Genomic DNA, 19,025 nt, shown 5'->3' on the forward strand with positions numbered 1-19,025 from the left:
AAATTGGTTGATGTTCTTACACAGTGGGCCGCAAAAATATATCCTGCTTCGATGATCACCCGGACGGTTGCTCACGCGCCAACACAGATTCCCAGGCAGGAAGCACTCATTGTCGATGTCCGCTGCAAAACAACTCGAACAAATCGTGCGCGATCGACGCATGGAACCGAGTCGTCGGCTCAGGAACAATCAGGCGATCGTGGACAATGTGCTGATGACGTCGCCTCATCTGACGGATGCGAATTTTGAGAGCATCCATCCGGACGACGTTTTGCTTTTGTTTGAGCTGTACGACGAATACTACTTCGAAGGTTCGCTACAACGGACCGTCCATCCGCAGCCGATTTCATTTCGCCTGTCGCGCCGCATGACGCGAGCCGGTGGCAAGACGACTCGCTGGAGTGATCGCAGCGGTCGCAAACCGCATCGCTACGAAATTGCCGTTTCCACAACGCTGCTGTTTCAATCTTTTCAGGATCCGGAACGCAAAGTCACTGTCACTGGGCTGGAATGTGATCATCGGCTGGATGGTTTGATGCGGATCATGGAACACGAAGTGGTGCACCTGATCGAAATGTTGCTTTGGGACGGTTCCAGTTGTGCTCAACACCGTTTCCAGACCATTGCATCAGGCCTTTTCGGACACAGGGATCACCGCCACGACCTGATCACGCCAGGTGAAGTCGCGGTCACTCAATACGGAATCCGGCCGGGCGTACGAGTTCGCTTCGACCACGAAGGCCACCTTCTGGAAGGCGTGGTGAACCGCATCACGAAACGAGCGACCGTGTTGGTGGTTCATCCCAGCGGAGATCGCTATTCGGACGGGCAACGGTATGTGAAGTTCTATGTGCCGGTGTCGCAACTGGAGTCGCTGGAATCGTAGCACCGATCTGCGACCGGGGTTGGTCCTCCAGGTTCGGTGAGGCGTTCTTAGCTGCAGACGCGTTCGACATCCGCCTGCGTTGGCATCCCCGGCTGAGCACCTTCGCGCGAGGCAGCGATCGCGCCGGCCGCACATGCGAATGACAAAGCTTCTGCAATTGGCCGTTGCTGTGAAACTTGCACGGCAAAGGCAGCGGCGAAGGCATCACCGGCCGCCGTCGTATCGACGACCGTTACGGTTGGCGGTTTGGCGTGATGCAGATTGCCGTTTTGGTCGCAGCAGACGACTCCGCGTTCGCCCAACGTCACGATGCTGTGTTTTACTCCCAAGGCACACAGCTTTTTCGCGGCTGCTTCGGCTTCGGCCACGGAGTTGACGGGCAATCCTGTCAGCAGCGACGCTTCGGTTTCGTTCGGACAGGCGTAGTCCACGTTCAGCAATTCCGCCGGAAAAGATTCTAGTGCCGGAGCGGGATCCAATATCACAGGGACATTGTGTTTTTTCGCGAGGGCAATTGCCGCAAGGACAGTTTCCAGCGGTACTTCCAACTGCAGCATCAGAATGCTGGCGTCTGCAAAGGCGGATTCACAGGTGTGAATGTCGTCGGGCGTCAGTCGGCCGTTCGCGCCGGGGATGACGGTGATGCAGTTTTGCCCGCTGTCTTCCACATTGATGATGGCCACGCCGCTGCTGCAGTCTTCAGTCTGCAGCAGGTGATCGACGCTGACACAGTTCTCAGCCAGATTGTTTCGCAACGTCGAACTGAACCCGTCGTCGCCCAGCCGTCCGATCAGTGAGACGTTGGCGTTTAGCCGAGCTGCTCCGACGGCCTGGTTTGCTCCCTTACCGCCGGAGATCTCGTGAAGCGATGTTCCGAAAAGCGTTTCGCCGGGCAGTGGCAATCGTGAACAACGGGCGACAAGGTCCATGTTGATGGAACCCACGACCAGAATGTTCGGTCGCGCCGCGGCGGTGTCCGGCTTCATCGAGCCTGCTCCGCCTGCAGCGTGTGTAGAGTTTCCGGCGGCTGGCTGGATAACTGCACCAACGCTTCAACCACTCGCGGCTGTTGTTTTTCCGACATGATCAGATAGTGATGCTGACCACCGTCTGCCTTCGCGAACTTTGTCAGCCCATTGTCCAACACTGTGACGTTGCCCGCGTCTGACACATCAAAGTAGCCGGCGTCTGGATAGATTGCGTACAGCACACTGGTGAGATCCCATGTGGGGCGATTGTGGGGCGGCGGGTTGTACAGATAGTAGGCCTCTTTGATTGGGTGATGAGGCACGTATTCATAGTCCCGGTCGATGCTGACTGCCGGATAAGCGGCGGCCAGTCCGATTTCGAATCCGCTAAACACAATTTGCGTCGGCCAGGACTTCGCCAATGCCTGGGCCGCAGGAATGTCTTTGATGATGTTGTATTCGTAGTGATCTTTGCCATTGATGGGTGCGAAGGCGCCAGCCATAACAGACAATAGACGCACTTTTTGCTTCACCAGTTGCAGACCGTTAAGGGGCGAAATGTCGTCCGCTTCGGACTTCAACAGGTCGGCCAGGTTTGTGGAAAACCCAACCTGAGCGATCACGACGCTGCCGTCCTTTTGCGACGCCAGTGCTTTGCGCAAAACCGGCACGGCTTCAGGGGCGTCTTTGCCCGAACGAAGGTCGTGCGGATAGCGGTCTCGATCGCCCTGCTTTTCGGCCGCCAAGACATTGAACTTGCTTTTGCCCGGTGTCACGCCGCTGCGGCAAACTCCGATCGCAACATCACCGCGACCGTAGAACGTGTTAACCGCGTCGACGAAGGGCGCACACTGTTCATGGTCTTTTGTGATCGTCACAGCCAGCAATTCACATTCGCCTCGCGTTTCCAGCGAATGAATCATCGCGAGGGCCAGGACGTCGTCGACATCATTGCCGATGTCCGTGTCAAAAATCAGTGGCACGGGCTCTTTGGCGATCGCTGGCGCAAGGACGCAGCCAAGCAGCATAAAAGTCGACAGGGTGAATTTCATATTAGTCCTCATATTTTGGCACATTCGGTTCGGGCACTTCGGCCACGAGTTTTTCGATGAGTTTCTCTGGCGACATACCTTCGGCCTGCGCCTGAAAGTTTGTTGAAACGCGATGTCGCAGCACGGGAATGGCGACTCGCCGCACGTCGTCCGTGGTGACATTCGGGCGGCCGCCCATCGCCGCCATCGCCTTGGCACCGGCGATCAGATACTGTCCCGCGCGAGGACCAGCGCCCCAATCCACCAGCTTTCTGACGAACTCCGGTGACGCTTCGTCGCCCGGCCGGGTTGCTCGAACCAGTCGAGTGACGTAGCTGATAATGAACGGCGACGCGACGATTTGTGAGATCTGTTTCTGCAGGTAAAGGATCGCTTTTGCCGACAGTACCTTCCTGACTTCCGCTTTCTCGCCCGACGTCGTCGCTTCCAAAATGCGTTCTTCTTCGTCCAAAGTGGGATAGTCCACGTGGACATTAAACATGAAGCGGTCCAGTTGAGCTTCCGGCAGCGGGTAGGTGCCTTCCTGTTCAATCGGGTTTTGCGTCGCGATCACGAAGAACGGTTCGGGCAGGTCGTAAGTCGTCTGACCGACCGACACTTCGCGTTCCTGCATCGCCTGCAGCAGGGCCGCCTGAGTCTTCGGCGGAGTTCGGTTGATTTCGTCGGCCAGCAAAACGTTAGTGAACACCGGACCTTCGACAAATCGGAATTCACGTCGTCCCTGATCGGTTTCTTCCAGCACGTTTGTGCCTGTAATGTCGGAAGGCATCAGGTCGGGCGTAAACTGAATGCGCCGGAATTCGACGTCCAGCAGCCTGGCGATCGTGCTGACCAGCAGCGTCTTCGCCAGTCCGGGAACGCCGACCAGCAGGCAGTGTCCGCCGGTAAAAACGGCCGCCAGAATCTGATCGATGACGGCGTCCTGACCGATGACCACTTTGTGAAGTTCCTCAACCATCACTTCATGATGCTTGCGAAACTTGGTCAGGAATTCTTCAAAGTCACGTTTGTCGGCCAAGAGTCTGCGTTCCTGGAGGTGTGATCTGTCGGGGATGTGTGCGATGGCCCTCCGCAGCCCTCGCAACAGAAAACACGATGGCCTCAGACGGCCATCGTGCGGAGTTGAATCCGGCGCTGTTGACTGCGACGCATGATAGCGGCGACCGACTTTGCGTTCTATTCACCCTCACCCACACGCAAACATTTCAGTTGCCGGTCGCCCCGCACAAAAAGCCGGCCGTTGCTGAGTGCCGGAAGTCGGTAGCCTCGCGGTGTCGCCGGCAGCACGGTCGCTCGACTGACTTCACGGTATTCCGTTTTGTCGGCCGCGATGCGAATTAACTCACCGCCACAGGTCAGGAACAGAAGTTCGTCGTTAACACGAACCAGCGTGCCGTAGTCAAAGCCCGTTTTCGTCCACAGCGTTTTCTGCTGCGCTGGTGAGATGCATTTTAATGAGGCCGTGCCGACGTCCTGACGTCCGTCAACTGCAAACAGCACGTCACCGTAGGCGACGGGTGTCGCATACTGAGTGGCCAAAAAGTGTTCGCCCAGAGACTTCACTTCAGGCTTATTACTCGACACGTCCGCCCAGGCACTGCCGACTCGATAACTGGCCGACACGAAAACATGATCGCCCATCACCACCGGCGTCGCCCCATTGACCGTGGGGCCCCGCGCACCGAACGGGAACTGAAAACGGATCGCTCCATCGTCCGGGTTAAAAGACACCGTGTGCAGGCGAGTCACCACTATCGCATGCGCCGCGCCGTTGATGGTGGCGATGACGGGCGCCGAATAGCTGGCTGTATCCTGGAAGGCCTGCCAGATCGTTTCGCCATTCTTCGTGGAAAATGCGACGACCGCCGCGTTGTCGCGACTTCCGACGTTGACAATCAATCGGTCTTTGAAGAATACGGGCGAACTGCCAACGCCGAAGTAACCTTCCGGCGCAGAAAAGTCTTTCGACGTGTCCCGATGCCAGACCTGTTTGCCCGTCGCGCTGTCCAGACATCGCAGGTCGCCTTCTACGCCGAGCACGAACACCTGACCGTCACCGATCAGAGGAACGCAGCGCGGGCCCGAATCACTGGACATGCCGGACTGATACGAACAAGGGAAACTGCTGGACCAAACCTCTTTTCCGGTTGCCGCATTCAGCGCCTGAACCACTTCGTGCGACGGCGTCCGGTGAAACACGATGACCTGGTTGTCTTTGACGGCGACACCCGCGAATCCGTCGCCAACTCCGGCCGTCCACTCAGTTTCGGGGCCCGTTTCCGGCCACGACTTCAGCAATTGTTCCCCCACCGCAACGCCATCGCGGTTGGGGCCCAGAATCTGAGGCCAGTCTCCCGCCTTGGAGGTTGGCAACAGGATGGTGGGAAGGACGGCCAGCCAAAAAGCTGTGCGGACGCACGCCATGATGTTTTTCCAATCCGATTGAAGACTCAATTTGCAGCCGCTCCAGGACCGAACGGACGCATCAAACGTTAACGAGCGAGCCCGGAAATGGAAACAATGTACGGCCCGCCTTCGCGACGCATTCTGCTGGACGCTGCCCGGGACGTTAACTTTGCGGCGTGAGATCATGGGGCGGCGAGCGTGCAAACCCAATGAATTCCGGGCTCAAAGCGGTCTTGCCGCAAAAGAAAGAAACCGTGAAAATGAGATGCCTGCTTCCAGCCCGTCACCCTGCTCACGGAAGAGCGTCCCTTGCCTTCGTCCAGCGCCGACATTCGAAACACATCGCTGCGACTGACGCTTGTGACGGCCGTGCTGATGCTGGGCGGATGCCTGTCCGGACCTCCTGCCGGGAATATGCCCCAAGGCGTAAGCGCGATTCAGGTGTCGGCCGACAAGCAGGATTTGATGTGGGAACGCGCGGTCGCCATTCTTAACAACTATCACTTCATGGTTGCTCGCGAGAGCAAAATCGAAGGGGTGATTGAAACCGAATACCGTGCCGGATCGAATCTGTTCGAACCGTGGCATCACGATTCTGTCGGCTACGCCAACCGCCTTGAAAGCACGGTTCAGTCGATTCGACGAAAAGCGATTGTGACGTTCCAGAATTCTTCGCCGGGGCTGGTCACGATCTCAGTTCGCGTTGACAAGGAAATCGAAGACGTCCCCGGCCTTGCCGCCAACTACGAAGGTGGCGCGACGTTCTCTGAATCACAACTGCTCGATCGCAACCTGGATCAAGTGGTGGGCCAGGCCGGAGCATCTCGCTGGCTGCACCGCGGAACAGATCCCGCGCTGGAAGCCGAACTGATGCGACAAATCCAGTCCGCGGTCATCCGCTAAGGCCGGTACGCACCGGCGGGCGATTGGCGTGGTGGGCGGGTGACGGTTGGATGGCGGAAGCGCCGGCGGTGCTTTGGCGGGTCGCTGGAGTGGCCGTAACGCGACTGGGATTTCTCAACGTCGCTTCGTGCCGCTAATTCTCCAAACGCACCATGCGGGTTGCTGACTACGCAAGCGGTGCGGTGGACGCTGACTAGCTCTTGACAGCGTTGCCGCTTTGCTTGTCCAGTTCCTGCTGCAATTCCTTCAGCGCGGCGGCCGCTTCCTTCTGTCGGATTTCGATGGCCGTAAGCAGGGTTTCAGCTTCAGTGTCGCCGGACGTGCGGGCCTGTTCCAATGCATTCGCAATGCTGGCGAGTACCGTGGCCTGGCTGTTGTGGAGTGGCTCAAATAGAGCTTCCAACGCGATGAACTGCAAATCGGTGTACTCGGTCGGAAACGAGCCGAAGTCGATGAAGTGTTCTCGCTCGTTCAACAACGCGGCAATGTCGGCCACGTCCTGACGTTGGCGTTCGGCAATGACCAGGACCTGGTTTTCAACGGACTGACCGTCGGGACTTACCCACGGCCAGCTTTCTGCGACGTACTGCAGAAAGCTGCGCGCCATGTCAATAAGAACGTTGTTTAGGGCTAGATCCGTTTGAACAGTCATTGACAGTTTGCTGGTGATGACGAGAAAAGTGGGAAATCAAAATCAGCCGCCGAAGACTGTCAGAATCGCGTTGCCAGCATCACTCGCACTGGTCACCAATCCATCGGCGAGTCGAGGTACGACTCCCAGCATGATGACCATGGCCGCGAGGACCAACACGTAGGCACCTTCCATTGATGGTAAAGGCACTTTTCTGGCTTCGGCGGGCCGTTCTTCCAGGAACATGGCTTTCAGGACTCGCACGTAGTAGAAGACGGCAAATACCGCGTTCAGTGCGGCAATGGCAAGGATGGCGTACATGGCCCAATGGACCTGGCCAGCTTTATAGATCGCCGCAAAAATCATCCACTTGCCGAAGAATCCGCCCAGTGGTGGGATTCCGATCAGACTGGCAATGCACAACGCCATACAAACACACAGAGCCGGACTTTGCGTCATCAGGCCTTTGAAGCTGTCGATGTTTTCGTCAAACGTGTAGTTGCGAACCAGAGCGATCACTGCGAACGCACCCAGATTCATGAACACGTAGACTGCCAGGTAATAAAGAACCCCACCGAGGCTTTGGCTAATTCCGCTCGCCAGACTTTCTGCCTGATCGCTGTTTACCATTACGATCATGGCACCGACGGCCATCGTCATGTAACCAGCGTGAGCGATTGTTGAGTAGGCGAATAGTCGCTTCAGGTTAGATTGACTGTAAGCGGCCAGATTTCCGAAAGTGGATGACAACGCTCCGATCAATCCGAGCCCAATGCCGAACGCGGTCATCAGAGCTTGAGTTGCAGGAACGCCGGATAGTCCCATGCAAAAGCGGATCAGCAGGGCGAATGCACCGGCTTTTGACGCGACAGACAGGAAGCCGGCCACTTCGGCGGGGGCTCCTTCAAACGCGTCAGGGCACCAGAAATGAAACGGTACCAAAGACAGCTTGAAGGCCAAGCCAACCATTACGAGCATGACGCCCAAAGCAACGGTGCAGACTTCCGGGTCACCCAGGCCAGCGGATTCTCCCGTGGCCACAATGGCCAGGCGTTCTGCCAGCAACGACATGTCTGCTGTGCCAAGGACTCCTGCAATCAGGCTGATCCCGTAAAGCATGACACCGGCTGCACCGGCACCGTAGATGACGTATTTCAATGACGCTTCGCTGCTGGGCTTACGGCCCTTCAGAAAGCCGACCATCACATAACTGGGGACACTCGCCATTTCCACGCTTAGGAACAGAATCAGCAAGTTGTTGGCACTGGCCATCATCATCATGCCGACGGTCGCGCCGAATAGCAGCGAATAGAAATCAGGAGCGTCTTCGTTGTCGGGGACTCCTGTCAGAACCGTCAAGGCAACTGTCAGAATCAGAAACAAAGACAGTAGGACTCGGAAGAACACGCTGAACAAGTCCTGTCGCAGCATGCCGCCGAAGAAGGTGACGGACGTTTCGGTCAGGTCGCCGTATTGCATTAGCGAACAGGCACCGGCAGCGGCCGCACCAATCATTGCCACGATAAAAGTCGGTACGAAGCGATCGATGCTGAACAGTCGCAGCAGCAACATTACCACAATCGTGCCGCTCAGACACAGTTCTGCACTGAAGTAGCTGAGTCCGTGCTGAGTGGTTTCGGCAATCAGGTTGTTAATGAGATCAGAAAACACGTGGGTGTACCGATTTGAGGTTGGCGTGAAATCGCTCGTGGTTCAATTCGTGGTGAAATCGCAGCTGTTACTTCAGGACCTGCACCTGACTGACAGTCGCTGCTACCTCTTCTTCATCAGCTGCGATGTCGACCAGTGCCTTGTCGTAACCGACCTGCATCGTGTCAACAAGCGAAGCTGTCGACTTTTCCATCACACTGAAAAGGCTGTTTGGAATGACGCCGAGAATAATGGCCATTGCCAGAAGCGTTCCGGCGATTGTCGTTTCTCGTCCGTTGATCGGAGTGATGTCTTCAGAATGCGGGCCTGTGTACTCAGCCCCCAGATAGACTCGCTGTAGTGCCCACAGAATGTATCCAGCCGTGAAGATCACGCCGCTGGCCGCAATGATGGCCAACACCGGGCTGTAGCTCCACGTTGCAAGCACAACGAAGATCTCACCGATGAATCCGCAAAGTCCTGGCAGGCCCAAACCCGCAAAGAACAGTCCGAAGGCCAGTCCACTGTACAGCGGCATTCGTGCCATCAGGCCACCAAACTTGTTCAGATCGCGGTGATGAACGCGGTCGTAGATCACGCCGACCATGAAGAACATACCTGCGGAAGATATTCCGTGAGCGATCATCTGGAACATGGCCCCGTTGACCCCCTGTAGCCAGAAGTCAGGCCGATATGTGGTCCCGTCGACGATCTTCCAGACGCCAAGGCCGATCAATACGTAGCCCATGTGGCTAACAGAACTGTATGCCACAAGTCGCTTGAAGTCGGTCTGTGCCAACGCTGCGAAGGCACCATAGATAATGCTGATGACACCAATCGCGACCAATGCATAAGCCGCGTAGGCCGCTCCGTAAGGACACAGTGGGAAAGCGATCCGGATGATACCGTAGCCGCCCAGCTTCAAGAGAACTCCAGCCAGAATCATACTAATAGGCGTGGGGGCTTCGACGTGAGCATCCGGCAACCAAGTATGTACGGGAAACGCGGGAAGTTTAATCGCGAAACCAATGAACAGCAGCACGAAGGCTGTGATCTGCATCGATGGGTTCAGTGTGGTGATTTCTGTACTGGTGCCTGCAGCCGCATTCGCAAGTTCGATCAGGTTGAAGCTGTGTTCGCCACCACCACTGGTGAAGTAGAACATCAGGATCGCGATCAGCATCATCACGCCACCCGCGAACGTGTACAGGAAGAACTTGATCGCGGCGTATTCTTTGCGAGCCCCTCCCCAGATACCGATCAGGAAGTACATCGGCAGGAGCATGACTTCCCAGAACACGAAGAACAGGAAGAAGTCCAGAGCCAAAAAGACGCCCAGCATTCCGGTTTCCAAAAGCAGAAACAGAATGAAGTAGCCCTTATGCTGTTTGTTGATACTCCATGATGCCCCGGCGGCCAGCATGGTGATGAAACTTGTCAGCACAACCAGCGGCAGACTGATTCCGTCGACACCAAGTCGGTAGTAGATGTTCCATGCCGGAATCCATCTTCCGACCACGGACATCTGAATTCCCGCGACGTCATAGTCGAACTGAGACCACAGCATCAGCGTCAAGCCGAATGTCACCACGGTCACGGCCAGTGAAAACATGCGGATTGGTTCGACCGCTTTGCCGTCGAAACCCAACGCCAGAATCAGCGCGCCGATGGCGGGAAGGAAGATGATTGCGGAGAGCAGAATTTCTGGAGTCATGGTTTAACCGCAGCGTGAAAGCTGGACCAATGGAAGTAGTTATCTGATAGTCGCCGAACTCAGAATATCGGAGAGCGAACCAACTAATTTGGGAATGTCGTGAACAGCACCGCAAACAAAGCGACGACGCCCAGCACAATAAACATTACGTATTGTCGCAACCGCCCCGTCTGAACGTGTTTCAAACTGGTGCCGAACGAGTGGGTTGCAGACGCCATGAGGTTGACGAATCCATCGATGACGTTTTCATCGAACATTCGATCCCACTTCGATATCAGCACGGTCAGTTTTGCCAGACTGTGCAGAATGGCGTCAAAGATGGCTTTGTCAATCCATGCACAGAACGCACCCACTTTATGAGCGGGGTTCACGAACAGAGCGTCATACAAATCGTCAAAGTGCCACTTGTTGCTAAGGAATCCGTGAACACCGGACAGGTTACGTTTCATGTCATCAAGGTTGACGACATTGCAGGCGTACAGCAGGGCGGCGATGAGTATGCCGGCCGAAGCTGATACCAGAGCCCAAAGTCCTGCAGTTCCGTGCACAGCGTGAATCGCTTCGTGGCTGGGCATTGTGAGTCCGCCAGCCGTCGCGGCAACCACACCATCGTGAAGATGAGTCGGTGCATCGCCGGTCAGCATCAGGTACAGGTTTCCTGATTCACCACCGTAAGCACACAACCAGGCAAATGGTGCAAGAATGAGGAGCGGCACGGTCATGATCCATGGTGATTCATGAGCGTGGTCGTACACGTGTTGATCTCGAGGTTTGCCCCAGAAGGTCATAAACCAGAGTCGGAACATGTAGAATGCCGTAATGCCGGCAGTGATCAATGGCATAAAGAACAGCAGAAAGTGAGCCGGATTGGCTTTCGTGAATGCCAATGCCGAAGCCACGATCGCGTCTTTCGAGTGATAGCCTGAGAACTGAAGCCCGAATGGCAACCAGAATCCCGCGATGGCCAATACACCAATCAACATAGTGATCGCCGTGATTGGCATCTTCTTCAGCAGTCCGCCCATTTTGGGCATTTCCTGCTCGTGGTGGCAGCCATGAATGACACTACCAGAACACAGGAACATCAACGATTTGAAGAAGGCATGAGTGATCAGATGTAGCAGGCCAGCTCCCCAGCCAAATACGCCCAGGCCCAACATCATGTAGCCGAGCTGACTGATTGTGGAATATGCCAGCACCTTTTTGATGTCCGTGGCGACGACTGCGATCGTGGCAGCCACAAACAAAGTAATGCAGCCTGTGTACGCAATCACCAGCAGCACTTCCTGAGTAAACATCGGGAAGAAGCGTCCGGTTAAGTAGACACCTGCAGCGACCATTGTCGCCGAATGCACCAGTGCGGAGACCGGAGTTGGGCCTTCCATCGCATCTGGCAACCATGTTTGAAGTGGAAACTGAGCACTCTTGCCGACGCACCCGGCGAAAACTCCAAGGCCGGCAACGACCAGCAGGAAGTATGGAATGGTGCGGCTCTGGCCTTGTTCGTCTTGAAGCGTGTGTCCGTGATTGTCGGTGATGAGGATTTCGCCAGTGATGTCGTCCTGCATCAGGTTGCCGGTGTCGTCGCGATGCACCATGCTAAACAGACCCTGCTCAGCCACTTCGCCTTCGACTGTGGTATCTCCGAAGCGGAACGTACCGAAGAACGTCCACAAGACCATCAGCCCGATCAGAAACCCAAAGTCGCCGACTCGGTTCATGATGAACGCTTTGTTGGCAGCGTTGCTGGCAGACTTGCGTTCTGTATAGAAGCCAATCAGCAAGAAGCTACAGATGCCGACCAGTTCCCAGAAGATGAATACCTGAAAGATGTTTCCGGCCAGTACCAGCCCAAGCATCGAAAAGCAGAACAGCGACAGAAACGCGAAGAAGCGGTAGAAACGCCCCGGACGGTGCAGGTGGCTGCCGTCTGACATATGTACGTGATGGTCGACATATTGTTCCGTCAACTCGTCACTCATATAGCCCATCGCAAACAGGTGAATGCATGTTGCAATCAACGTCACCATGGCAAACATGACGATCGTCAGGCTGTCGATGTAATAGTCAATCGACAGTGTCAGAGACCCAAAAGTCGCCAACGTGTAGATCGTGCCGGAGTAAACCGTCTGTCCCTTGCCGCCGCTGCCGTGTTCGTCTTCGCCGTGCTCATCAGCCGTCACCGACGCCAGCAGAAAGTCAGCTCTTGATGGCGATGTGCTGCTATGATGCTCGTCGTCATGAGCACCGTCTGCATCATGATCGCCGTCGTGACCATCGTGATGGGCGGCATTTTTTTGTTGAGTGATCCAGCCATCTTCGCCCCATGCGTTGCTGGCGTTACTCCAGATCACCAATGCCGCGGCACTGCAAACAAAGCCCGTTCCGATACAGCCGACCGCGATCCACGCGCCGAGTTTGCTGCGGCGAGCATCGTTCTTTTTGTAGCCAAGAAAGATCTCAACCGCGAACCCCAGAAGGGGCAGCAGCCAGGCGGTCATCAGCAGATATTTCAGCGTTTCGCCGACCATCGGATTTCCAGAATGATTTCAAATACAAGAGTCACGGCCGACCGCATGAAACAGTTCGGCGCGTCGCGACCAACAGGAGCGTTACGAGGCAGAAAACCAGACCGGCTGGCGGTCGGCAATGCCTTAGCCTTTCAGCTTGTTACCGCGATCCACGTCGACCGTTAAGTGGTTATTGTAGAAGTTCAACACAATCGCCAACGCCACGGCCGCTTCAGCAGCAGCAAGAACGATGACAAATAACGAAAACACCTGGCCATCCAGCCCCAGTGTTGTAAATCGCGAGAATGCGACAAAGTTGACGTTGGCACCGTTAAGTACGAGCTCAACACCCATCAGCACGCCAATCGCATTTCGTTTGGTCGCCATGCACATGACGCCACACACGAACAGGACCGCGCCGACAAACAGATAGGAATTTAATTCAGGCTGCATAACCAGAGCTTAATTCTATTAACAGACTATCAAACTGCGTCGCGACGACGCTTGGCACGAGCCAGATACGATGCGCCAATCAGGACGACCAGCAGATGCACCGATGCAATTTCAAATGGCAGAAGGTAGCCCGGTGACGTGCTGCCAAGGTCAGGCCGAATTCCGAGCAACGCCAGACCGATTGGCCGCAGCGTATTGCCTTCAGAACCATCGCCAAACCCTTCAGGGCTATCCACAGCGCCGGTGTTGGCGATGACCTGATCATTCGTCGCTTCCCAGTCGACCGCACTTAGCGTCGAAAAGGTCATGAACAGGAACAGCAGTCCAACCAAACCCGCAACAACAGTTTCACCGGGTGACGTTTCAATTTTCATGTATGGGCCGCTGGCTGTGAGCATCACGCCGAACACCAGCAGAACCAGTGTTCCGCCGACGTAGACCAATAGCTGAGAAGCACCGACGAAGTCTGCATTTAACAGGAAGAACAGACCAGCCACGCTGCCCAGCGATATCACCAGCCAGAATGCCATTCGCACGACACTTTGACTCACGACCACTGCAATTGCGCCAAGGCAGGCTGCCAGCGCCAAAACGATGAAGAGAATATTCATTATCGCGTCTCCGGGGCAAAGCTGGTCATAGCCACAGGCTTGGCCACCGCGTCACTCTTATTGGGAACGGCCTTCGACGCTGCTTCGTCTGCGGGACCATCAACCGGCCCGTCGCTCGCTGGCACGTCTTCTGCCGGTGCGGAGGGACTCAGCTGGCTGTCAGTTGAGCCTTCAATCGTAGTCACATGGCCGGCTGCCACGCGTTCGCCAAGAGGCGAATGAATCGGGCTAGTTGTGATTCCCTTGCTGAACATAAACACCAACGGCCAGACTGCCGCACCCAGAAACAGTACGCAAGAGATCGGCAGAAGGTATTTCAAGCAGGTTGTAATGACCTGGTCGATTCGAAGTCGTGGTAGTGTCCAGCGAACCCAGATTTGAACAAAGACGAACAGGGCCGCCTTCGAGATGAAGACGCCAGCTCCAAGAACGTTGGCCAGATACCCCGGTGCAAAAAATTCGCCGGAGGCCGCGCCTTGAGCTCGCAGGTCCTGCAATGGCCCGTCGATAAACGGTAGTCCGGTATGCCAGCCGCCCAGGAACAGAATCGATGCGATTCCGCACACGGCAAACATGCTGGCGTATTCGCCCATGAAGAAGAACGACCACCGCATCCCGCTGTATTCGGTATGAAACCCGCCAACAAGTTCGCTCTCTGCTTCAGCGAGGTCAAAGGGAGCTCGCTTACAACCCGCCGTTGCCACAATAAAGAAGACGAAGAATGCAACAAACGTGAACGGATCGCGAAAGATGAACCAGTTCCCAAAGCCGCCGGCCTGCATGTCACCGATTTCGCCGAGGTTCAGCGATCCCGCTGACAGCACAGGAATTAGTGCACCAATCGCCAGTGGGATTTCATAGCTAACCATTTGAGCGGCTTCTCGCATGCCGCCGAACAGTGACCACTTTGAACCACTGGAATACCCGGCCATGATGATGCCGAAGACTTCCAGCGACAGGATCGCCAGCAGGATGAACAAACCGCAGTCCGCAGAAACAGCCACCCAGCCATGACTAAATGGCAACATGGTGAATGCCGCAAACGAGGCAAGGCACACGATGTACGGGGCTGAGTTAAACAGCATCTTGTCGGCGACGGGGGGGCAGAGATCTTCTTTTTGGATCAGCTTGATGCCGTCAGCCAAAGATTGCAGCCAGCCAAACTTGCCACCGACGCGTGTGGGGCCAAGACGGTCCTGAATTCTGCCGGACCCTTTTCGTTCTAACCAGATCAGGAAGAACGGGCAAAGTGCAAAGACGTGGAACAGAAGTACAGCATGAATGATCGCCGCTATGATCAGTGCCGTGGAATCGGAAATTTCCCAACCCAGCAACGGGACGGTTTGTCCGCTTAGCGCGCCCGAGATGGAGTTTGCTGCCAGAGTGATGGTCATTTCGTTTCGCTGGTTTCCTGCTGGGCGTTCTTCCGTGTGCGACTGAAACTTGCGGCGACGTTTGCTTGTGGCAACGCCTACAGTTTTGCGTGATTCATCACGAGCAAGTTGCCCAAAGATAAACCGGTGCGTTCCACAACATTCCGTGTCGCTGCGTGACGTTTTGTGTCAGCGTCGATAACGGCAGGAATATGACAAAACAAAAAGTGGTCTGCAACCAACCACTCCGCGATTCACTACCTCAGGTCGACTTCTGTCACGTAACGACATTTTTGCGTGCATGGCTTCTCAGTTGTGGGAAGGTTAGGCGTTGCACTGACGACTCTTGACGGTTCCCCCGAGTGATGACCTGTATCAATTCAACGTGGCGTGCACGCTGAGCCATGATGCCGACTGAAGATTTCGTATGAACCGTCCACTGCATGGATTCGAACGCTTCGATGTTACGTTGTGGCGAACTGCATGTCGGCTCTGCCAAATTGCCCGGCTTGCCAGGCGAGGGCTGGACTCATTGCCGTTTAAGGCTGATAATGGAGCCTGCATGGCTCGCCGCCATTTTGCGAGCTTCGTCTGCTCCCGCGATCGGTGCTACTCGCAGCATCAAGCCGTTCTTCCTGTCAGGATTCGTTATGCGTTATCTGAGTGCCTGTTTACTGATCCTCGCTGCCTTCGGGCTTCCCGAAACTCGCGCTCAGGACGGCAGGTCCGCCGTGGCTCCGGTAAAACAGGTGAACGCACAGCAAAAAACGGCAGTGAAGTCAGACGCTGCCACGGAAGACGCGAAGGGCGAAGCTTCAACAGCCATCGAACAGGCCGCGGATGCCACTGCCGAAGCGGCTCCCGAATATATCCGGATCCAGCGTAACGACCGGCGAGCGGCCACGGCGCTGCAGACGTCGATTATTCGTTTTGCCGATTCTGAAAAGTACCCTGGCAAAACCGTCGACCTGATCGGCGCGATTCACCTGGGCGAAAGCCAGTATTACAAAGAGCTTAACGACAGGTTTGCCGACTACGACGTGCTGTTGTTTGAAGCCGTCATGCCGGAAGAAGCTGTTCGTCGAGGCTTTCGTCCGGGTGGCGGACGTGGGGCGCGGCGTAGTCTCACTGACGAAGACGAATGGACGGACGCAAAAGTCGGGCTGACGGCGATTTCGGTTCTGCAGCTGGGAATGAAGGACGCGCTTGGTCTGGAATTTCAGCTCGCCGGTATCGACTACACCGCCTCCAATTTTGTGCATGCCGATATGACGCAGGAAGAATTCGAATCATCGATGGCGGCTCGCGGCGAATCGTTTTCCAAACTGTTGGTTCGCGAAATGGGCAAGGCGGCGCTGCAGCAGCAGAAAGTCAACCCGATGGCTCAGCAACTGGACCTGATGTTCTCACTGATCGCCTCCGACCGGAAATATCGCGTTCGCCGGATTGCGGCCGTTGAGTTGACGAAAGCAAACACTGGTACCGCCTTTGCCGAAGCGGACGGCACGTCAACGATTATCACTGAGCGGAACGTGAAGGCGTTGAATATTCTGAGAGAGCAATTGGCGGGCAAGAAGCCGAAGATTGGCGTGTTTTACGGAGCCGGTCACTTTCCGGACATGGAAGAACGTCTCATCGACGACTTCGGCTTTAAACGGAAATCGGAAGAATGGATTACCGCCTGGCGGCTGACCGACGTAAAGGCACCACGTCCAGCGAAGAATTAGAGCAGTTTACCTTTTTTCGTGAACGGTTCGGGCTCGTGGCAAACAGCATTCATAGTACGAAACGTTTGTACCGCGGCCACAAGTCAGTGTAACACGCTGTAGCCCGTCTATCCTGCCCGAAAACTCTACCGACAGCATAAAGTCTGCGGGCAGTTGTTGCCTCGACTCAGCGCATGGACGTACCATGACGATAGGCTTACAGCGTGTGGTTGCTCGCGCAATGAGAATTCCGGCCGTATAATCCGACTAATCCGCAAAGCTTCGCTATGTCGAAAAAACAAGTCGTCCTGATGTCGTTACTGGTCGCTCTGCCCGCACTCGCGCTGGTGGCTGTCTTCGTCATGGAAGGTCTCGCGAACAGCGCAAAGTTCTCGGGCATTATGTGGGCGTTCGTCGTGGTCGCCGGCGCATTGGCTCTTGTTCTTTCCGCGTCTCCGTTTGCATTGATGGCGCTTTACCCGGCTGAAGGATTCGCAGGCATGGCACCGCCGCCAGCCGAAGCACCGGCAGGCACGCCGCCAACGACAGATCCCGACGGGGATGAATTCGAAGAGACCGACGATGACGGCGGTTTCGACGACGAAGAAGAATTCGCTGATGCCGGTGATGGCGAAGAGCTGTTCGACGATGGCTTTGAAGACGAAGCCTACGACGACGACGATCTCGGCGACTTCGAAGACGACGAAGAAGAATGGGTGTAACGAAAGCAGCCTTCTCAACTGCGAGCAAGCCGCATTCGCAGACTGCGAAACAAAATTCAAGAAGCCCGGCTCTTCCACAGAAGCCGGGCTTTTTTATGCGCTGATCACTTTTCGTTTAGTGCAGCTTCAAACTCGCAACGCCCGCGATCGCCAATAACGCGGCGACAATCCAGAACCGCATCACGATTTTCGTTTCCGGGTCGCCTCGAAACACAAAGTGGTTGTGCAACGGGCTGCACCGAAGGATGCGTCGCCCGGTCAGCTTGTAGCTGCCAACCTGCATAATCACGCTTAGCGTTTCGACAACAAACACGCCGCCGATGATTGCCAGAAGGATCTCCTGACGGATCAGCAACGCGGCCACCGCCAGCAGGCCTCCGGTCGGCAGCGAACCGGCGTCGCCCATGAATGCCTGAGCGGGAAAACCATTGAACCACAGGAAACCCAGCTTCGCACCGACCAACGCTCCCATCACCACCGCCAGTTCTCCGGCTCCGGCAAAGTAAGGCACCTGCAAGTGATCTGCGAAGATGCTGTGCCCACTGACGTAAGCCAGCAGGCAGAATGCGGAACCGCACAGAACCGTGCAGCCTGCCGCTAAACCGTCCAGTCCGTCGGTCAAATTCACGGCGTTGCAAGAACCCACAATCACCAGCGCTGCCCACCCGATAAACAGGCCTCCCAGCGGCACGCTCAAGCCAACGGGCGGCCAGACGATGTTCGTCCCCAGTGATGCTGAACGCTGTTCAACATACATCATCAGCCCGATGCACAACGCGATGACGATTTGATAGACCAACTTATGACGCGCCGACAGGCCGTTACGAGTTGTTGCTTGCTTAGTCCAGTCGTCCCATGCTCCGAGTCCCGTGAGCAGCAGCACAGCCACGACCGCGATGTGAATGAAGGGATGGCTCAGTTCTGCAAACAGAACGGTCGACAGCAACACGGCCGCCATGGTGAATAGTCCACCCATCGTTGGCGTGTCGTTTTTGTCAGCGTGCAGTTCGTTTAGCGTCGCCGAATCACTGGCAATCTTTTCGCGAAATCGCAGTTTCAGCCAGCGAATCGCCAGCGGTCCCAACAGCACAACAACCAGAAAGGCCATAAGCGTCGCCAACGCAATCCGGCTTGTCAGAAAAACTTCGGACGCCCCGGCCGCGCGCGCAGCGTCATTGCCGGACGGTGAAATCAGAAATTGGGACAGCCACAGAATCATGGCTCGGAAGTGTGACGCACCAACCCATGGACGGGAAGTCATAATGGCGACATACGAGGTCCCGCCGCAGTTTTCCACACCGCCGATTGTGGCTCGACTCGCCGAATCGAGTACCATGCGCTAAAAAAACGCCACTCGTTCCCTGCTCAACCAACAATGGCGATTGGGTGCGCCGTCAGGGGCCTTCTCGACGCGGAGCGTCGAGCCACACATACCCCCAC

The 19,025-nt window shown here is 55.9% G+C and carries 16 protein-coding genes; 4 read left to right on the forward strand and 12 right to left on the reverse strand.

Annotation, left to right across the window (positions count from 1 at the left end; translation table 11 throughout):
* Positions 1 to 115 precede the first annotated feature (115 nt).
* Positions 116 to 886, forward strand: a complete 771-nt coding sequence (locus Fuma_RS13195; RefSeq protein WP_077024549.1) for a hypothetical protein — start codon at positions 116 to 118, stop codon at positions 884 to 886.
* 47 nt (positions 887 to 933) lie between these two features.
* On the opposite strand, the gene rbsK is transcribed toward Fuma_RS13195, so the two are convergent.
* The 4 genes from rbsK to Fuma_RS13215 form a co-directional block, all read right to left on the reverse strand.
* Entirely contained in the window at positions 934 to 1,872 is a 939-nt protein-coding gene (rbsK, locus tag Fuma_RS13200; RefSeq protein WP_077024550.1) for a ribokinase, read from the reverse strand.
* Complete coding sequence (locus Fuma_RS13205; protein WP_077024551.1) at positions 1,869 to 2,906, reverse strand: nucleoside hydrolase; 1,038 nt, start codon at positions 2,904 to 2,906, stop codon at positions 1,869 to 1,871. The genes rbsK and Fuma_RS13205 overlap by 4 nt, the downstream gene beginning before the upstream one ends.
* 1 nt (position 2,907) lies before the next feature.
* On the reverse strand, positions 2,908 to 3,924 hold the full coding sequence (locus tag Fuma_RS13210; RefSeq protein WP_229360911.1) for an AAA family ATPase: 1,017 nt from the start codon (positions 3,922 to 3,924) through the stop codon (positions 2,908 to 2,910).
* A gap of 158 nt (positions 3,925 to 4,082) precedes the next feature.
* Positions 4,083 to 5,330 carry an outer membrane protein assembly factor BamB family protein gene (locus Fuma_RS13215; protein ID WP_077024552.1) on the reverse strand — a complete coding sequence of 416 codons (1,248 nt, stop codon included), beginning with the start codon at positions 5,328 to 5,330 and terminating at the stop codon, positions 4,083 to 4,085.
* Between the two features lie 291 nt (positions 5,331 to 5,621).
* Between Fuma_RS13215 and Fuma_RS13220 the strand changes: the two genes are divergently transcribed.
* Positions 5,622 to 6,215: a hypothetical protein gene (locus Fuma_RS13220; protein ID WP_083732022.1), complete on the forward strand. Its 594-nt coding sequence runs from the start codon at positions 5,622 to 5,624 to the stop codon at positions 6,213 to 6,215.
* A 193-nt stretch (positions 6,216 to 6,408) separates the two neighbouring features.
* Here Fuma_RS13220 and Fuma_RS13225 read toward each other — a convergent pair whose 3' ends face one another.
* From Fuma_RS13225 to nuoH, 7 genes are all read right to left on the reverse strand, one after another.
* Complete coding sequence (locus Fuma_RS13225; RefSeq protein WP_077024553.1) at positions 6,409 to 6,867, reverse strand: ferritin-like domain-containing protein; 459 nt, start codon at positions 6,865 to 6,867, stop codon at positions 6,409 to 6,411.
* A gap of 42 nt (positions 6,868 to 6,909) precedes the next feature.
* Positions 6,910 to 8,517: an NADH-quinone oxidoreductase subunit N gene (locus Fuma_RS13230; RefSeq protein ID WP_077024554.1), complete on the reverse strand. Its 1,608-nt coding sequence runs from the start codon at positions 8,515 to 8,517 to the stop codon at positions 6,910 to 6,912.
* Between the two features lie 67 nt (positions 8,518 to 8,584).
* Positions 8,585 to 10,210 (reverse strand): complex I subunit 4 family protein, encoded by a 1,626-nt coding sequence (locus Fuma_RS13235; RefSeq protein WP_077024555.1) that lies wholly within the window; start codon positions 10,208 to 10,210, stop codon positions 8,585 to 8,587.
* Positions 10,211 to 10,293: 83 nt separating this feature from the next.
* Positions 10,294 to 12,741: an NADH-quinone oxidoreductase subunit L gene (gene nuoL / locus Fuma_RS13240; RefSeq protein ID WP_077024556.1), complete on the reverse strand. Its 2,448-nt coding sequence runs from the start codon at positions 12,739 to 12,741 to the stop codon at positions 10,294 to 10,296.
* A gap of 123 nt (positions 12,742 to 12,864) precedes the next feature.
* Entirely contained in the window at positions 12,865 to 13,173 is a 309-nt protein-coding gene (gene nuoK / locus Fuma_RS13245; RefSeq protein ID WP_077024557.1) for an NADH-quinone oxidoreductase subunit NuoK, read from the reverse strand.
* Positions 13,174 to 13,202: 29 nt separating this feature from the next.
* Positions 13,203 to 13,784, reverse strand: a complete 582-nt coding sequence (locus Fuma_RS13250; protein WP_077024558.1) for an NADH-quinone oxidoreductase subunit J family protein — start codon at positions 13,782 to 13,784, stop codon at positions 13,203 to 13,205.
* Positions 13,784 to 15,178 carry an NADH-quinone oxidoreductase subunit NuoH gene (gene nuoH / locus Fuma_RS13255; RefSeq protein WP_077024559.1) on the reverse strand — a complete coding sequence of 465 codons (1,395 nt, stop codon included), beginning with the start codon at positions 15,176 to 15,178 and terminating at the stop codon, positions 13,784 to 13,786. The genes Fuma_RS13250 and nuoH overlap by 1 nt, the downstream gene beginning before the upstream one ends.
* A 530-nt stretch (positions 15,179 to 15,708) precedes the next feature.
* Here nuoH and Fuma_RS13260 point away from each other — a divergent pair.
* Positions 15,709 to 16,884, forward strand: coding sequence for a hypothetical protein (locus Fuma_RS13260; protein WP_145944150.1), 1,176 nt, complete (start codon positions 15,709 to 15,711; stop codon positions 16,882 to 16,884).
* 266 nt (positions 16,885 to 17,150) lie between these two features.
* Positions 17,151 to 17,585, forward strand: a complete 435-nt coding sequence (locus Fuma_RS13265; RefSeq protein WP_077024561.1) for a hypothetical protein — start codon at positions 17,151 to 17,153, stop codon at positions 17,583 to 17,585.
* Between the two features lie 115 nt (positions 17,586 to 17,700).
* On the opposite strand, the gene mraY is transcribed toward Fuma_RS13265, so the two are convergent.
* Complete coding sequence (gene mraY, locus Fuma_RS13270; protein WP_229360912.1) at positions 17,701 to 18,921, reverse strand: phospho-N-acetylmuramoyl-pentapeptide-transferase; 1,221 nt, start codon at positions 18,919 to 18,921, stop codon at positions 17,701 to 17,703.
* Between the last annotated feature and the right edge of the window lie 104 nt (positions 18,922 to 19,025).

Origin of the sequence: Fuerstiella marisgermanici, assembly GCF_001983935.1 — a bacterium.
In the GTDB taxonomy this organism is placed as follows: Bacteria; Planctomycetota; Planctomycetia; order Planctomycetales; family Planctomycetaceae; genus Fuerstiella; species Fuerstiella marisgermanici.

Excerpts from the sequence above, each read along its gene's own strand:
- Fuma_RS13195 (WP_077024549.1), top strand. The coding sequence starts at position 116 with ATGTCCGCTGCAAAACAACTCGAACAAATCGTGCGCGATCGACGCATG.
- rbsK (WP_077024550.1), bottom strand. The coding sequence starts at position 1,872 with ATGAAGCCGGACACCGCCGCGGCGCGACCGAACATTCTGGTCGTGGGT.
- Fuma_RS13205 (WP_077024551.1), bottom strand. The coding sequence starts at position 2,906 with ATGAAATTCACCCTGTCGACTTTTATGCTGCTTGGCTGCGTCCTTGCG.
- Fuma_RS13215 (WP_077024552.1), bottom strand. The coding sequence starts at position 5,330 with ATGGCGTGCGTCCGCACAGCTTTTTGGCTGGCCGTCCTTCCCACCATC.
- Fuma_RS13225 (WP_077024553.1), bottom strand. The coding sequence starts at position 6,867 with ATGACTGTTCAAACGGATCTAGCCCTAAACAACGTTCTTATTGACATG.
- Fuma_RS13235 (WP_077024555.1), bottom strand. The coding sequence starts at position 10,210 with ATGACTCCAGAAATTCTGCTCTCCGCAATCATCTTCCTTCCCGCCATC.
- nuoL (WP_077024556.1), bottom strand. The coding sequence starts at position 12,741 with ATGGTCGGCGAAACGCTGAAATATCTGCTGATGACCGCCTGGCTGCTG.
- nuoK (WP_077024557.1), bottom strand. The coding sequence starts at position 13,173 with ATGCAGCCTGAATTAAATTCCTATCTGTTTGTCGGCGCGGTCCTGTTC.
- Fuma_RS13250 (WP_077024558.1), bottom strand. The coding sequence starts at position 13,784 with ATGAATATTCTCTTCATCGTTTTGGCGCTGGCAGCCTGCCTTGGCGCA.
- nuoH (WP_077024559.1), bottom strand. The coding sequence starts at position 15,178 with ATGACCATCACTCTGGCAGCAAACTCCATCTCGGGCGCGCTAAGCGGA.
- Fuma_RS13260 (WP_145944150.1), top strand. The coding sequence starts at position 15,709 with ATGGAGCCTGCATGGCTCGCCGCCATTTTGCGAGCTTCGTCTGCTCCC.
- Fuma_RS13265 (WP_077024561.1), top strand. The coding sequence starts at position 17,151 with ATGTCGAAAAAACAAGTCGTCCTGATGTCGTTACTGGTCGCTCTGCCC.
- mraY (WP_229360912.1), bottom strand. The coding sequence starts at position 18,921 with ATGGTACTCGATTCGGCGAGTCGAGCCACAATCGGCGGTGTGGAAAAC.